Genomic DNA, 15,780 nt, shown 5'->3' with positions numbered 1-15,780 from the left:
TGCCGCCGTCATGCCCATGCCAAGTCTTAATCTCTCGCGCTGGATCTTGCCTCTGAAGGCCGTGCCGGCCATGGCGCTCGCTTTGTTGACGGGCCTGTCCATGGCGGCAGAGCCGGCAGCCGAACCTGCTGGCAGTTGCCCGCCGTCGTTCAGCCCGCCAACGCCGGCCGAAGTGCAGGCCATGGCCCCCCAGATGCAGGACAGAGGCCTGCTCTGGCGCGTGCAGGATGGCGAGCGCACCAGCTGGCTTTACGGCACTTTGCATGTGGGCAAGCGGGAGTGGATCTTGCCCGGCCGCACCATCTTGCGTGCCATGGTTGCGACGGATTTGCTGGCGCTGGAGCTCGATGTGCTGAATCCGCAGGTCATGCAGCAATTGATCGAAGGCTTCCAGGCTCGTGTCGACGCCCCTGCGCTGCCCGCAGAGCTTGAGGCCAGGCTGGCGCAGCAGCGAAAGCAGGCCTGTGCCGAGCATCTGAGCACGCAACGTCCGGACGCCCAGCTGTTGGGGCTGGTCAGTCAACTAGGCCGCAGGTATGGGCTGATGGCCGAGTTTGGTGCCGATCTGCAACTGGCAAGCCTGGCCGGTGCCGTGCACAAGCCTGTGCTGGGGCTGGAGTCGGCGCAGACCCAGCTTGAGGAGCTGCTTTCCGACGACCCTCTCGAGGTCCAGGAGAGCGTGCGTGAGGGGCTGGAGCAGCTCGAAGATCCCAAGTCCCCGCAAATCCTGCAGCAGCTGGCGAATATCTGGGCCAGCGGCAATGAAAGACAGCTGGAGAACTATGCCGATTGGTGTGACTGCATCAAGACCGAGCGTGACCGGCTTAAATACGCGCGCCTGATGGAGGGACGCAATCCAGGCATGGCGCAAGGCATTGCGAACCAGCTCAAACAGGGCAAGACGGTGTTTGCTGCCGTGGGCGCGCTGCATATGGTCGGGCCCATGGGCCTGCCCGAGCTGCTGCGGCAAAAAGGCTATCAGGTCGAGCGCGTGGGCTTCAAACTGCCACCCATACAGAAATCGGAGTCAAAACCGATTAAAACCGAATAGAGACAAGCGCAAGCTGCTATCAATTCTAAAAAGCAGGCAGCTTGGCGGGGTCCAAAAATCATTCCACACCCCCCTACATCACCCTCAAGGAGACAAACGATGGATCGTCGTCAATTCCTGGCTGCCGTGGCAGCCAGCTCGGCTGCTGCTGCATCCCCCTTCGCCATGGCGCAGGACTGGCCTGCCAACCCCGTGCGCTGGGTTGTGCCCTACCCACCAGGAGGCGGCACCGATGTGTTGGCCCGCACCGTGGCCGAGTCCATGCGCAAGACGCTGAACCAGACCATCGTGGTGGACAACCGTCCCGGCGCCTCGACCAATATTGGTGGCCAGCTCGTTGCCTCGGCCAAGCCCGATGGCTACACCATCATGTCGGCCGACAACGCCATCCTGGCGTTCAACGAACACTTGTTCAGCAAGCTTCCCTTCAGCCCCGACAAGGATTTCACCTATGTGGGCGGCATCAGCCGCTTCCCCATGGCGCTGGTGGTCAACCCCGCGTTCGAAGCCAAGGATTTCAAGGAATTCCTGGCCTATGCCAAGGCCAACCCCGGCAAGCTCAACTATGCCTCGCCCGGCAATGGCTCGCCCCACCATCTGGCCATGGAGTTGTTCAAGAACCGCACCGGCACCAGCCTGACCCATATCCCCTACAAGGGCGCCGCGCCCGCTCTGGCCGATGTGATGGGCGGCCAGGTGCCTTGCATGTTCCTGGATCTGGCATCGGGCCTGCCCGTGATTCAGTCCGGCAAGGTGCGAGCCCTGGCCATAGGCACGGCCAAGCGCGTGCCCAATCTTCCCAACGTGCCTACGCTGGCCGAGCTGGGTCTCAAGGATTCCGAGGTCTACGCCTTCCAGGGCATTCTGGGTCCCAAGGGATTGCCGCCAGCCATCGTGCAGCGCCTCAATGCAGACCTGCAAAAAGCGTTCAAGGACCCCGATGTGGTCAAGCGCATGGCCGACTTCGGCATGGAAGCCCTACCTGGTACGCCCGAGCAGTTCCACCAACTGGCACGCAACGAAGCCAAGCGTTGGGGTGAGGTCATCAAGGCGGCAGGCGTGAAGCTGGACTGATCGACCTTTTCCTGAGCTTCGCGAGGTCCTGGGCATGGCTTGAGCCGTTGCCGTAGACCTCGTCGGCGCGCATCACCACGGCCCTGCCTCCTTGCGTTGCAGGGCCGTTTTCAATAGGGCAGTATGCCCGGCAGCAGTGGGCGGCTGAGGCGCTCGCGCCACCATTGCTGGGCCCGGCCGCGGGCATCGCTGCGCCAGGCCAGCCAGAAGGTTTCGGGCGGGCGCGGCTCTTCCACCGCCAGTTCCACCAGCACCCCAGTCTCCAGCTCCACACGCACGCAGGCGCGCGGCACAAAGCCGTGGCCCAGCCCGGCGGCCTGGCATTCGATCTTGGCCTGCATGCTCGGCACGGTGATGCGTCGCTGGCCGGTGAGCAGGCCCACGGTGCGGTCGGTCAGCGAGCGCGCGCCGTCACCCACCACCACGGCGGTGTGTTCCAGCAGGTCGCTGCGCGCCAGTGGCCGGCCCAAGCGCGCCAGCGGGTGGCTGGCCGTCACGCAGAACACGAAATCGAGCTGGCCCACGGCCACGGCCTTGTGGCCGCCGCCGGCCGGGCCTTCGCCCGCGGCCACGATAAGGTCGGCTCGGCCTTCGCGCAGGGCTTCCCAGGTGCCGGTCAGCGTCTCACTGCCGATGCGCAGACGCGTGCCGCTGTTCAGCGCCTCGAAGGCCTGAATGTCGGCGCCGAAGGCGCTGGTGGGGATCAACGAGTCATGCACCAGGCGCACTTCGGTCTCGAAGCCCGTGGCGATCTGGCGCAGCCGCGATTCGAGCTGACGCGCGGCCGCCAGCAGCCAGCGCCCTTCCTTGAGCAGTTCTTCGCCCGCTGGCGTGAGACTGACGCGCGGGCCGTTGCGCACAAACAGGTTCAGACCCAGCTGTTCCTCGAGCTTGGAGACGGCATAGGAAATGGTTGACGGTACTTTGTGCAGGCGCTCTGCCGCACCGGCGAACGAGCCATGGCGCGCAATGTTGTCCACCAGTTCGATGGCTTCCAGAGAGAGTTTGAGCATATTGGGGTGCCTGAAAAATAATCATCGAAATTATCGATGATTGAGAAGATTTTCTTTCAGCATAACCGCATATCAGGCCACGGATACTTCATTCATCGCCACACGGAATGCAGCAGAAAAAGGCAGACAGGCCAGCCGCAGGAAGTGTGAACACCATCGATTGTTTAGGAGATAGAAATGCTTGAAGTTCGCCCATCCAACCACCGCGGTCGCGCCAACCATGGCTGGCTGCAATCGCGCCACACCTTCTCCTTCGGCCACTACCGCGATGCCAACCAGCAAGGCTTTTCGGATCTGCTGGTCATCAATGACGACCATGTGTCCCCCGGTCAGGGCTTTGGCACCCACGGCCACCGCGACATGGAAATCTTCTCCTATGTGCTCGACGGCGCCCTGGAGCACAAGGACTCCATGGGTACGGGCTCGGTGATCCGTCCCGGCGACGTGCAGATGATGAGCGCCGGCACCGGCGTGGAGCACAGCGAATTCAACCACTCGACCCAGGACCCGGTGCACTTTCTGCAGATCTGGATCGTGCCCGCCGAACGCGGCGCCGCTCCACGCTATCAGCAGGTCCATGTGGACGATGCCGACAAGCGCGGCCGCCTGCGCCTGATCATTGCCCCCGAAGGCGCAGACGGCACCCTGGCCGTGCGCCAGGACGCCCGAGTCTATGCCGGCCTGTTCGATGGCGCTGAATCCGCCGAGCTGGATGTGGGGCCCGAGCGCCATGTCTATGTGCATGTGGCCCGCGGCAGTCTCAGCGTGAACGGTGAGCGCCTGTCCGAAGGCGACGGAGCCCGCATTCGCAACGCCGGGGCCCTGCGCTTCGATCAGGGTGAAGACGCCGAGGTGCTGGTCTTTGATCTGCGTCCCCGCGAACTGCCCACCTTGTAAGCAACAGTTTTCACATTCCGGTTTTCATTCTGCTTTCTTGTTTTCCCTGCAGCCTCTCGCTCACCTTTTACCCAGGAGTTTCACCATGACCAACGCCAATGCCTCCATCGCCCATCCCGTCGCCGTCGCCAAGCCCGGTGCCAAGCTGCTCAACCCCCATGACCACACGCTGATCATGATCGACTTCCAGTCGCAGATGGCCTTTGCCACGCACTCCATCGATCCCGTGCAGCTGCGCTCCAACGCCGCCCTGGTCGCGTCGGCCGCCGCCGGTTTCGGGGCCTCCACCATCCTGACCACCGTGGCCGAGAAGAGCTTCTCCGGCCCCATGTTCGAGGAAGTGACTTCGCCTTTCCCTGGCCAGGCCCTGCTGGACCGCACCTCGATGAATACCTGGGAAGACCAGGCCGTGATCGACAAGGTCAACGAGATCGGCAAGCCTCGCATCGTGCTGGCTGGTCTGTGGACCAGCGTGTGCATCGTCGGCCCGGCCTTGTCGGCCCTGGACCAAGGCTTTGAAGTCTTCGTGATCGCCGACGCCTGCGGCGACATCTCCACCGAAGCGCACAACCGCGCCATGGACCGCATGGTGCAGGCGGGAGCCCAGCCCATCACCTCGCTGCAGTACCTGCTGGAAATGCAGCGCGACTGGGCCCGCACCGAGACTTATGACATGACCACAGGCATCGCCAAGAAGCTGGGCGGCGGCTACGGCATCGGCATCACCTACGCCAAGACCATGTTCGGCGCCCACGAAGGCTGAAAAAGCGCACCATCTACCTGCTTGCCACGAAACCCGGCGCAGTCTTTGCGCCGCCGAACTTCCTGAGACCGTCATGACCCAGCCCACCACTCCCGATCTGATCCTGTTCAACGGCCGCTTCACCACCCTGGACCGCAGCAAGCCCACGGCCACGGCCGTGGCCGTGAGCCAGGGCCGCTTCAGCGCCGTCGGCAGCGACCGCGAGGTCCTGCCCCTGGCCGGCCCGCAGACCAAGCGTATCGATCTGGGCGGGCGCAGTGCGCTGCCCGGGCTCATCGACAACCATCTGCACTTGATCCGTGGTGGCCTGAACTTCAACATGGAGCTGCGCTGGGACGGCGTGAAGAGCCTGGCCGATGCCATGGCCATGCTCAAGGCCCAGGTGGACGTGACACCCGCCCCCCAGTGGGTGCGTGTGGTGGGCGGCTTCACCGAGCACCAGTTCGTGGAAAAGCGCCTGCCCACGCTGGCCGAGCTGAACGCCGTGGCGCCCGACACTCCGGTCTTCATCCTGCATCTGTACGACCGTGCCCTGCTCAACGCAGCCGCCCTGCGCGCCGTGGGCTACACCAAGGACACGCCCGAGCCGCCCGGTGGCCAGATCCTGCGCGACAGCGCCGGCAATCCCACGGGGCTACTGCTGGCCAAGCCCAATGCGTCCATCCTCTATGCCACGCTGGCCAAGGGCCCCAAGCTGCCGCGTGACTACCAGGTCAATTCCACGCGCCACTTCATGCGCGAACTCAACCGCCTCGGTGTGACCGGCGCCATCGACGCTGGCGGCGGCATGCAGAACTACCCCGATGACTACGACGTGATCCAGGAGCTGGCCGATGCCGACCAGCTCACCATCCGCCTGGCCTACAACCTGTTCACGCAAAAGCCCAAGGAAGAGAAGGACGACTTTCTGCGCTGGACCTCTACCTCGCAGTACAAGCAGGGCACAGACTACTTCCGCCACAACGGCGCGGGCGAGATGCTGGTGTTCTCGGCCGCCGACTTCGAGGACTTCCGCCAGCCCCAGCCCGAGCTGGCGCCTGGTATGGAAGGCGAACTCGAAGAGGTGGTGCGCATCCTGGCCCAGAACCGCTGGCCCTGGCGTATGCACGCTACCTATGACGAGACCATCGACCGTGCGCTCAATGTGTTCGAGAAGGTAAACGAGGACACGCCCCTGGCCGGCCTGAACTGGTTCTTCGACCATGCCGAAACCATTTCCGAGAAGTCCATAGACCGCATCGCGGCCCTGGGAGGCGGCGTGGCCGTGCAGCACCGCATGGCCTACCAGGGCGAATATTTCGTCGAGCGCTACGGCGCGGCTGCGGCCGAAGCCACGCCCCCCGTCAAGCGCATGCTGGAAAAGGGCGTGAACGTGTCCGCCGGCACCGACGCTACCCGCGTCGCCAGCTACAACCCCTGGGTCTCGCTGTCCTGGCTCATCACTGGCAAGACTGTGGGCGGCCTACAGCTCACCCCCCAGCGCAACTGTCTGAGCCGTGACCAGGCCTTGTGCATGTGGACCGAAAACGTGACCTGGTTCAGTAACGAACAGGGCAAGAAGGGCCGCATCCAGGTTGGCCAGCTGGCCGACCTCATCGTGCCCGACCGCGACTTCTTCGCCTGCCCCGAGTCTGACATCGCCGATATCTCGGCCCTGCTCACCGTGGTGGGCGGCAAGGTGGTCTACGGCGCCGGCGCCTTTGCCGACTTCGACGAATCGGCCCCGCCGCTGGCCATGCCCGACTGGTCGCCCGTGCGCACCTTCAAGGGCTATGGCGCCTGGGGTGTGCAGGAAGGCGCGCCGCTGCAGTCCGTGATGCGCCATGCCGCCGCCAGCTGCGCCTGCGACAGCAACTGCAACATGCACGGCCACGCCCACGCTACGGCGTGGAGCAGCAAGCTGCCCGTGGCCGATCTCAAGGGCTTCTGGGGCGCGCTGGGCTGCGCCTGCTGGGCGGTGTGACATGGGTGAGGCGCTGCGCTCTGCCGCCACCGCACCCTGGGTGCAGTCGCTGGCCCTGCTGTGCCTGTGCGCCGCCTACCTGCAGGGCGGGGTGGACAAGGCCCGCAACTTCCGCGGGGCGGTCGCCGAGATGCGCCAGTTCGGTCTGGCGCCGGCCGTGCCCATCACGGTGGCCACCATCGCGCTGCAGTTGGGTGCTTCAGCGCTGATTGTGTCGGGCTGGTACCGCTGGGCGGGCGCCCTGGCGCTGGCGATCTTCACCGTGGCCGCTGCCTTCCTGGCCGACCGCTTCTGGGCGGCGCCGCAGGCCGAGCGCCAGCGCAGCGCCAACGCATTTTTTGAACATTGGGGCCTGGTGGGCGGCATGCTGCTCGTCGCCTGGCACGACCTGGGAGGCCACCGTGCCGGATAACACCACCACCACCAAAAACTCGGGCAGCTTCGCGCCGCTCGCCATTCCCGTCTTCGCCGTGCTGTGGGCCGCCACGGTGCTGGGCAACATCGGCAGCTTCATGCGCGATGTGGCCAGCGCCTGGATGGTGACCGAACTCTCGTCCAGTCCCACGGCCGTCGCGCTGATCCAGACGGCGGCCACGCTGCCGGTCTTCCTGCTGGCGATTCCCGCCGGTGTGCTGTCCGACATCCTGGACCGCCGCCGTTTCCTCATCGGCGTGCAGGTGCTGCTGGGCGCCGTGAGCGGCACGCTGCTGGTGCTGGCACAGACCAACACTCTCACGGTGGAATACCTGGTGGCCCTGACTTTTGTGGGCGGCATCGGCGCCGCCCTCATGGGCCCGACCTGGCAGTCCATCGTGCCCGAGCTGGTGCCGCGCAGCGAGCTGAAAAGCGCCGTGGCCCTGAACTCCCTTGGCATCAACATCGCCCGCGCCATCGGCCCAGCCGCCGGCGGCCTGCTGCTGGCCAGCTTCGGTGCGGCCGCCGCCTACGGCCTCGACGTGCTCAGCTATGTGTTCGTGATCGCTGCCCTTATCTGGTGGAAACGCCCCAAGGCCGAGGCCTCGGCGCTCAACGAGCAGTTCTTCGGTGCCTTCCGGGCCGGTGTGCGTTATGCCCGTGCCAGCCGCGAACTGCATGTGGTGCTGCTGCGCGCTGCGGTATTTTTCCTGTTCGCCAGTTCGGTCTGGGCCTTGCTGCCCCTGGTGGCACGCCGCATGCTGGGCGGAACGGCCGGTTTCTACGGTGTGATGCTGGGCGCTGTGGGGGCCGGTGCCATCCTGGGCGCCGTGCTGCTGCCCAAGCTGCGCAAGCGCCTCGACACCGACGGTCTGGTGCTGTTGGCCTCGGTGGTCAGTGCCGTGGTGATGGCAGTGCTGAGCCTGGCGCCGCCCCAGTGGGCTGCAGTGGCGCTGATGCTGGTACTCGGTCTGGGCTGGATTGTTGCGCTGACCACGCTCAACGGGGTGGCCCAGGCGGTGCTGCCCAACTGGGTGCGTGGCCGGGGTCTCGCCATCTACCTGATGGTGTTCAACGGCGCCATGGCCCTGGGCAGCCTGGGCTGGGGCCTGATCGCCGGCCAGTTGGGCCTGCCGGTCACGCTGCTGATCGGAGCCGTGGGCCTGGTGCTTGTGTCCCTGGTCTTCCACCGCGTCAAGCTGCCCACCGGCGAGGCCGATCTGCAGCCGTCAAACCACTGGCCCGAGCCTTTGCTGGCCGCACCCCTGGCCCACGATCGTGGCCCGGTCATGATTCAGGTCGAGTACCGGATTGCGCATCAAGACCTGGCCGCCTTTTTCCAGGCCATGCAGCAAGTGGCCCAGGAGCGCCGTCGTGACGGTGCCTATGCCTGGGGCGTGGCCGAGCACACCGGCGAGCCGGGTCGGGTGATCGAGTGGTTCCTGGTCGAGTCCTGGGCCGAGCATCTGCGCCAGCATGGTCGTGTGTCCAAGGCCGACGCCGACCTGCAGGCCGCTGCTTTGCGCTACCACCAGGGGCCGGACAAGCCCGTGGTCCATCACTTCCTGGCGCTCGATGCGCGCAGCACCCAGCAGGAAACGGGCTCCCCCCACTGAGCGGCGCTGGAATCGGCATTCATCGCTGACGGGACAGGCGATGAATGCCACCCGGTTTATTTTTCCAGAGACTGGAGCAGAGGTCGTTGCATCACTTGACGGGCTTGGCGGCACGCACTGCCACGACCTCGATTTCCACATACCAGGCCGGGTTGGCCAGGGCTGCAATCTGGAAGGCTGAGCGTGCGGGCAGGTTGGGCTGGGCGGCCGTGCCAAAGAACTGGGTGTAGCCACGCATGAAGCCGGCAAAGTCCATCTTGTTGCCCTTGGCGGGGTCGGCCACCAGGAAGACCTGCATTTTCACCACATCGCTCATGCCGAGATTCATGCCCTTGAGTTGATCTTCCAGGCCCTTGAGGATGGCGACGGTCTGACCCTCGGTATCGCCGCCGTAGGCCGCAGGATCAGTGGCGGGCTTGGATTTGTCCACCACGGGCGGTACCTTGCCGGAGAGATAGACAGTGCGTGCATCGGTGGGAATCTCCACGGCCGCAGCAATGGGGAAGGTCGAGCCCGGTGTCCTGTAACGCAGGACATCGCCACTTCCGGAGGTGGTGGCAGCGCAGCCGGTGAGCAGGACTGCCGCTCCCAGCAGGGCGGCAGTGGTGGCGGTCTTGAAGATGGATGGAGCGTTCATGTGCTCTCCTGAATGGATTTATGGTGTTACGCGAAAGGGTTTGACGTCGGCGGCAGACAGCTTGTCCGGGTACTGATTGCCGAAGTTGCTGCGCACATAGTTCACGACGTCGGCAATCTGCTCGTCGGACAGCTTGCTGGCAAAGGACGGCATGCCGTGCAGGCCGTTCATGACGACCGAGGCCGGGTAGGCAGCGGCTGCCAGCTTGGGGTTGGAGGCCAGCGCAGGGTAGAAGCCCGCTCCCTTGGCGCCTTCGCCCTTGACCATGTGGCAGCCCTGGCAGATGGCCTGGTACAGGGTCTCTCCGCCGTTCTGGCTGAAGCGTGGACGGACTGCCGAGAAGTTCTGCATCAACGCCTGGGTATCTGCGGGCGAGATGGAAAGAACGGCGGCAGACTGCAGCGTTTGCAGGTTTTTCACATCCTGGGTTTTCACGCCCTGTGATTGGGCCAGGACGGCACCGGAGAAACCCAGGGCCAGGGCGCAAGCGGCGCAAAGACGGTGCAATGTGTGCATGGTGAAGTTCCTTGTGGCAGACATGGGCGATCAGAGACTGGAGGCCTTGGCGTGCAGACGCTGGATTGCGTCCAGCGAGGACAGCACGGCACCTTCCTGCCAGGCGGGGATGTAAGAGACATGCTCGCCCGCCAGCACCAGGCGACCGTCGATCTGGGCCAGATCCTTGTAGTGCTGCTCGCGCAGTGCATCGGTCCAGTTGCCAAAGCAGCCGTTGATCCAGGGCATGCGATGCCAGGCGACCGATACCCCGTTGAGAAACTCCTGCTTGTATTGCGGATGGATCTGCGCGCCGTACTCCAGCGCCAGGCGAACGCGCTCGGCCGGCTTGAGTGAGGAGAAGCGGTAGCTGTTGGAGTTCTCGAATGCATAGGCGCCCAGCAGCACGGCGGGGCCGCGGCCCATATAGCCGGTGGAGGGGTAGGAGATCTGCTGGATCGGCAGGTCGGTGTAGCTGATGCCGCCGTAGATTCGCTCATCCTCTTCCCAGAAGCGGCGCTTGAACTCCAGTCCGACTTTCATGGAGCTGCCGTAGGGCACGGCAGCAATCGCGTTCTGCATGGCGCTTCCGGCCTGCACTTCGATCTGGCTCAGAATGGACAGTGGAATCGTGCACACGCACCAGTCGGCGCGGGCCTGCAGCGCGGCGCCGGGCTTGAGGGCGTCCACATAGTCCACGATCACGCCCTTGTCGTTCTGGGCGATCCTGGTGACCTTGGCGTTGTAGCGGATGGCAGAGCCCAGATCGCGTGCCATGGCCTGGGCCAGCATGTCCATGCCGCCTTCGGGCTGGAAGATGGTGCTGTGGAATTCGTAGATATTGCCCACGCCCATCTGGCGCCACAGATTGGATTCAAGCAGCTCGTGCAGGCCCATGGGCGTCGAAGGTTTGGCCAGCGCCATCATGCCGCCGCCTGGGTCGATGTCGTAGCCACGGAAATCGCTGACCGCATTGCTGGCGCGGTAGCGGTACTCCTTGTCCAGCACGCCCCAGGCCTTCAGACTCTCCAGCAGGCGTTCCTTGTCTTCCCGGCTGACGCTCTGGTCCAGCGCGCCCTGATTGGTAGCCTTGGATAGCAGCTCGGCCACATGGCCGTAGACATCGGTCTGCACATGGCGAAAGCGCTGCGGGTTGCCAGCCAGGGCCTTGCTGTTGTGCAGATAGGCGTTGTAGTTGACCTGGTTGAAGGCTTCTAGCTTGATGCCGAAGCGCTTGTAGTAGTCCAGCATCGCATGATGGTGATAGGGCACGCGCCAGGGGCCGGGGTTGAAGTAGTTGCCCTTGGCAAAGCCCACTTTCTGACGTGTACCGTCGAGTTCGCTGAACTCATCGCCGCCGCGCAGCGTCCAGCAGCGGCCGCCGGCTCGACTCTGGTATTCAAGCAACTGCACCTTGTAGCCGGCCGCACGCAATTCGTGGGCTGCCACCATGCCTGCCAGGCCAGCGCCCAGCACCAGAACCGATGCACCAGGTCTGGCGTTGCCGAGCTTGACCGGACCGCTGTAATGCGATTCGGCGGCATATCCCAGTGAACTCATGGCTTGATACATGGCACTGCCGCCCGCGACCTTTCCGATCATCGAGAGCAGTTGTCTGCGACTGACATGCTTGCTTGGCTCTGGCATCTGAAATTCCTTTGCTGTTGTGTATTCCGCTGTCCATCCGGGGCTGCGGGGCAAGGGTTTTCAGCAAGAGCTGTGCCAGGGCTGGGGCTCAGGGCATTAGTTCAATGAAATCAGTGGCTTGTTATGTATTTCAGGTCAACCTGTGTTCAATCCCCTTAACTTGTATGGTGCATGCTCACTAATTTGAAGCATTAATGACCAAATTGGTGCAACGGAGTCACACAATGAGCTGCAAAAAAGCGTATCGGCTGTGACAGCGGATACGCCTTGAAAGTGGGGGACTGAACTACGGCTCTGCCGGGCTCAGAGCTCGCTGGGAGGCTCGCTGGCCTCACTGACCATGACACGATTGCGTCCACCCCGCTTGGCCGCGTAGAGCATGACATCGGCCTGCTGGAAGACGGCCTTGATATCGGGGTCGCTGTCGGGCCAGTGGGCCACGCCCAGCGAGATGGTGATATGGCCCACAGGCTGTATCTCCATCTTCTCGACCATCTGGCGCAGGCGCTCGGCGACATGGGCGGCGGCCTCCAGCACCGTGCCGGGCAGCAGCAGCAGAAACTCCTCGCCACCCACTCGACAGGGCAGGTCATCGACACGCGAGACCTCGCGCATGGTGCGTGCGAGCTGTTTGAGCACCTCGTCGCCTGTATCGTGGCCAAAGCCGTCATTGATATGCTTGAAGTGATCGATGTCGATGGCAATCACCGAGAACGGCAGCGCCTGAGCCTGGAAGGCGCCGATGGCGGCCTCCAGATGGCGGCGATTGCCAAGGCCGGTCAGCGGATCGGTGTTCACGTCCTCGCGCAGCTTGGTGATATTGCGCTGCAGCAGGCCAAGGCCCTTGAGCATGGCTTTCTTGAGCTCGTAGGACTCGAAGTACCATGACTTGACGGCCTGAATGTTCTGCGCCGTCTCGGGCTTATCCATATCGTGCGCGCCGTTGGCCAGTTGGCGCAGCGGGCTGGCAATGCGGCGCGCGCTCCACCAGATGACCACCAGCATCAGCAGGGCGATGGGCAGGGTCTTGTAGAGCACGGAGCGCATCAGCTTGTTGAGCGGGGCCAGCGTGGCAGCCTTGGGACGCTGGGCCACAATGCCCCAGCCCGAAGCATGGATGACGGCATAGCCGGCCAGCATTTCCACGCCCTTGCTGTTGACGACCGGCGCCGTACCCGACTCGCCCCGGATCACGGAGTTGATGACATCGTTGTTGATCACCTGATCGCCGATACGGTGGTTGTCGGGGTGATAGATGATGTGCCTGTTCTGGTCCACCACGTAGACATAGGTGCCATCCTGGTAGAAGTGCGAGCCCAGCAGGGTGTCGAGGATGCTGTCTTCCTTGAGGTAGATGCTGCCGCCTACCGCTCCCAGGAATTCGCCCTGAGGGTCGAAAATGGGCTGCGATACAAAGACGATGTAGTTGCCGGCCATTGACATGTAGGGCTGGCTGATGACGGGCCCACGAGTGCTCAAGGTCTGTGTCACCCCGGCACTTTGCAGCGTCTTACCCTTGATCTGCAGGGTTTCGGGCGATGTGGCCAGCACATAGCCCGTGGGGTCGATGATGGTGACGGAGTTGAAGCTCTTGGTTTGCAGGCGCAGACGCGTGGCCTCCTTGGCCAGATAGTCCACGTCATTCATGTGTGCACCCATCAGATTGGCGCTGTATTCCAGCTGCTGCAGGGCGGATTGCAGAAAATCATCCGTGCTCTGCGCCAGCTTGGTCGCATAGGCATGGTGACCCTCGAGCGTGTTGTCGATCAGTTGCTGGCGCTGCACCAGATAGCCGGCATAGAAAGTGTTGAGAAACGGGATCAGCGCGCTGCAGATGGTCAGGACCAGAATCAGGCGGCGCAGGTCAAGTCGGGTCGGTGCGAGGCGGCGTTGCCAGGGGAGAGATTTCTTCACAGATGATGTCGCGAGAGCAGGGCGGCTCTGCGCTGTACCTGTGTGCTCTGACAGGCTCAGACCCTGGCCGCATATTCATTGAGTGTCTGCATTATGGTTGCTTGCGCCGTGGCCCTGCTCATGGTCAACCACAATGCAGCAGCGTCAGGCTGACAACTCCTTGAACTTTTCCACCTGTACCGCGCAGTCGTAGAAGCAGGGCGCCCGGCCAATATCGGTGAGCTGCTGATGCGTCAGCTCATTCACATTCGTGCCGTTGGCTCCCTGCTTGCGCCACCAGATGCCCAGGCCCACAACCACGCCGGTGCGAGCGCGGCCGTTGACGGCGGCGTGGCAGACATGCTCGCCGCGCTGGTTGAACACTCGCAGCTGGTCACCGTCGGCAATGCCGCGCGCAGCTGCATCATCGGGGTGCATCTCCAGCAGCGGACGCTCTTCCATGCGGGCCAGACTGGCCACATTGGCAAAGCTGCTGTTGAGAAAGTTGCGTGCGGGTGGCGAGATCATGGCCAGCGGGTAGGCCGTCGTGGGCGGCTCGTAATTGGGCAGATAGTCGGGCAAGGTGTTGATGCCCAACCGGGCCAGGGCGGGGTTGTCGAATTCGCATTTGCCCGATGGTGTGGCAAAGCCGCCTTCGGCAAACGGCGCATCGGGCAGCGGGATATGGGCAAAGCCCTGTTGCAGCAGCACTTCAAAATCAATAGCTGTGCCCGAGACTGCTGTGCGACATAGAGTTTCATCAGACTCGGAAAAACATGCTGCTGCAAAAGCGGAGTCCAGCCTGGCCATATGCATGGCCAGATCGCGAAAGATCTGTGCATTGCTGCGCGCCTGACCTTGGGGCTCGATCGCTGGGCGATTCAGCAGCACATCGGTATGACCGTAGCTGCCGTGGATGTCCCAATGCTCTAGCTGCGTGGTGGCAGGCAGCACGTAGTCGGCATGGTCTGCGGTGTCGGTCATGAAATGCTCGAGAACCACGGTGAACAGATCTTCGCGCGCAAAGCCCGCAGCCACCTTGGCCGACTCTGGCGCCACCGCCACGGGATTGCTGTTGTAGACCACGACGGCTTCCACCTTGGGGCCGAAGCCGGCATCGCCCTCATGCAGCAGCACATCGCCAATCTGGCTCATGTTCAGCGTGCGTGGGCGACGCTCTCCCAGCAACTGCGGCATCTGAAGAGAAGCCCGCTTGAAAGGCGAGACGCCCGAGGCAGACAGCAGCAGCCCGCCCGCGCGGTGGCGCCAGGCGCCGACAAGAGCCGGCAAACAGGCCACGGCGCGCACGGCATTGCCGCCGCCGCGTGCGCGCTGCATGCCGTAATTGAGGCGAATCGCCGCTGGCCTGGTCGTGCCGTAATCACGAGCCAAAGACTGGATCTGCGCCACCGTCAGGCCGCAGATCAGGGCCGCACGCTCGGGCGGCCATTGCAAGGCTCTGGCCTTGAGTGCGTCCCAGCCCAGGGTGTGTTGGGCAAGGTAGTCATGGTCCAGCCAGCCGTGCACGATCAGCTCGTGCATCAGCGCCAGAGCCAGCGCCGCATCGGTGCCGGGCAGCAGTTGCAGGTGCTCGTGGCATTTGTCGGCGGTTTCACTCTTGCGCGGGTCTATGCAGATCAGCTTGGCGCCCTGGCGCTTGGCTTCCTGCGCATAGCGCCAGAAATGAAGATTGCTGGCAATGCTGTTGCTGCCCCAGATCAGGATCAGCTTGCTTTCGGCAAAGAACTCCACACGCATGCCCAGTTTGCCGCCATAGGTGGCGGTCAGCGCCTCGCTGCCGGCGCTGGCGCAGATGGTGCGATCCAGCAGGCTGGAGCCCAGCTGGTGGAAAAAGCGCCGGTCCATGCTCTCGCTCTGCACCAGTCCCATGGTGCCGGCATAGCTGTAGGGCAGTATGGCTTCGGGCGCGCGCCGAGCGATGCCGTGCAGGCGCTGTGCGATATCGCCGAGGGCTTCGTCCCAGCTCACGGGGGTGAAATGGCCGCTTCCTTTGGGGCCGCTGCGTTTGAGAGGCTGCAGCACTCGCCCAGCGTGGTAGGTGCGTTCGGTGTACTTGCTGACCTTGGCGCAGAGCACACCTCCCGTGTGAGCGTGTTCTGCATTGCCTTGCACCTTGGTGGCCGTGCCATCGATCACCGTGGTGACCAGGGCGCAGGTGTCCGGGCAGTCATGCGGGCAGGCGCCGCGTACTTGAACGATATGAGGCATGTCGTGGGCTCGAAAAATCTGGAGCGGTTTGCGGCTGAAGACCATTTTGTGGGCCTATTATGCGGCGCGCATCCATGTCAAAAAACCT

13 protein-coding genes are annotated in these 15,780 nt (G+C 63.7%); 7 read left to right on the top strand and 6 right to left on the bottom strand.

Translation table 11 applies throughout. The features are described 5' to 3' along the window. Positions 1-16 precede the first annotated feature (16 nt). Both CTATCC11996_RS04815 and CTATCC11996_RS04810 read left to right on the top strand, forming a co-directional pair. Positions 17-1,051 carry a TraB/GumN family protein gene (locus CTATCC11996_RS04815; protein WP_236597899.1) on the top strand — a complete coding sequence of 345 codons (1,035 nt, stop codon included), beginning with the start codon at positions 17-19 and terminating at the stop codon, positions 1,049-1,051. 99 nt (positions 1,052-1,150) lie between these two features. Further along, positions 1,151-2,125, top strand: coding sequence for a Bug family tripartite tricarboxylate transporter substrate binding protein (locus CTATCC11996_RS04810; protein WP_003073705.1), 975 nt, complete (start codon positions 1,151-1,153; stop codon positions 2,123-2,125). A 110-nt stretch (positions 2,126-2,235) separates the two neighbouring features. On the opposite strand, the gene CTATCC11996_RS04805 is transcribed toward CTATCC11996_RS04810, so the two are convergent. Further along, the gene (locus CTATCC11996_RS04805) at positions 2,236-3,138 is read right to left on the bottom strand and encodes a LysR family transcriptional regulator (protein WP_003073703.1); all 903 of its coding nucleotides are present in this window, start codon (positions 3,136-3,138) and stop codon (positions 2,236-2,238) included. Between the two features lie 177 nt (positions 3,139-3,315). Between CTATCC11996_RS04805 and CTATCC11996_RS04800 the strand changes: the two genes are divergently transcribed. From CTATCC11996_RS04800 to CTATCC11996_RS04780, 5 genes are all read left to right on the top strand, one after another. Beyond that, on the top strand, positions 3,316-4,035 hold the full coding sequence (locus tag CTATCC11996_RS04800; protein WP_003073701.1) for a pirin family protein: 720 nt from the start codon (positions 3,316-3,318) through the stop codon (positions 4,033-4,035). Between the two features lie 85 nt (positions 4,036-4,120). After that, positions 4,121-4,798, top strand: coding sequence for an isochorismatase family protein (locus CTATCC11996_RS04795; RefSeq protein ID WP_003073699.1), 678 nt, complete (start codon positions 4,121-4,123; stop codon positions 4,796-4,798). Positions 4,799-4,871: 73 nt separating this feature from the next. Further along, positions 4,872-6,761: an amidohydrolase gene (locus CTATCC11996_RS04790; protein WP_003073697.1), complete on the top strand. Its 1,890-nt coding sequence runs from the start codon at positions 4,872-4,874 to the stop codon at positions 6,759-6,761. Between the two features lies 1 nt (position 6,762). Beyond that, positions 6,763-7,173, top strand: a complete 411-nt coding sequence (locus CTATCC11996_RS04785; RefSeq protein ID WP_003073695.1) for a DoxX family protein — start codon at positions 6,763-6,765, stop codon at positions 7,171-7,173. After that, positions 7,163-8,791, top strand: a complete 1,629-nt coding sequence (locus CTATCC11996_RS04780) for an MFS transporter (protein WP_003073692.1) — start codon at positions 7,163-7,165, stop codon at positions 8,789-8,791. Before CTATCC11996_RS04785 ends, CTATCC11996_RS04780 begins: the two co-directional genes overlap by 11 nt. Positions 8,792-8,882: 91 nt before the next feature. Here the strand turns inward: CTATCC11996_RS04780 and CTATCC11996_RS04775 are convergent, their stop codons facing one another. The 5 genes from CTATCC11996_RS04775 to CTATCC11996_RS04755 form a co-directional block, all read right to left on the bottom strand. Beyond that, positions 8,883-9,428 carry a RidA family protein gene (locus CTATCC11996_RS04775; protein ID WP_003073690.1) on the bottom strand — a complete coding sequence of 182 codons (546 nt, stop codon included), beginning with the start codon at positions 9,426-9,428 and terminating at the stop codon, positions 8,883-8,885. A gap of 18 nt (positions 9,429-9,446) precedes the next feature. Next, the gene (locus tag CTATCC11996_RS04770; RefSeq protein ID WP_003073688.1) at positions 9,447-9,944 is read right to left on the bottom strand and encodes a c-type cytochrome; all 498 of its coding nucleotides are present in this window, start codon (positions 9,942-9,944) and stop codon (positions 9,447-9,449) included. A 30-nt stretch (positions 9,945-9,974) separates the two neighbouring features. After that, on the bottom strand, positions 9,975-11,570 hold the full coding sequence (locus CTATCC11996_RS04765; protein ID WP_003073686.1) for a flavin monoamine oxidase family protein: 1,596 nt from the start codon (positions 11,568-11,570) through the stop codon (positions 9,975-9,977). Positions 11,571-11,873: 303 nt separating this feature from the next. Then, entirely contained in the window at positions 11,874-13,484 is a 1,611-nt protein-coding gene (locus CTATCC11996_RS04760; RefSeq protein WP_003073685.1) for a sensor domain-containing diguanylate cyclase, read from the bottom strand. Positions 13,485-13,628: 144 nt separating this feature from the next. Continuing rightward, the gene (locus CTATCC11996_RS04755; RefSeq protein ID WP_034348245.1) at positions 13,629-15,692 is read right to left on the bottom strand and encodes a molybdopterin-containing oxidoreductase family protein; all 2,064 of its coding nucleotides are present in this window, start codon (positions 15,690-15,692) and stop codon (positions 13,629-13,631) included. Positions 15,693-15,780: the final 88 nt, after the last annotated feature.

This window comes from Comamonas testosteroni ATCC 11996, assembly GCF_000241525.1.
GTDB classification, from domain to species: Bacteria; Pseudomonadota; Gammaproteobacteria; order Burkholderiales; family Burkholderiaceae_C; genus Comamonas; species Comamonas testosteroni.
This window is presented reverse-complemented; position numbering and strand designations above follow the sequence as displayed.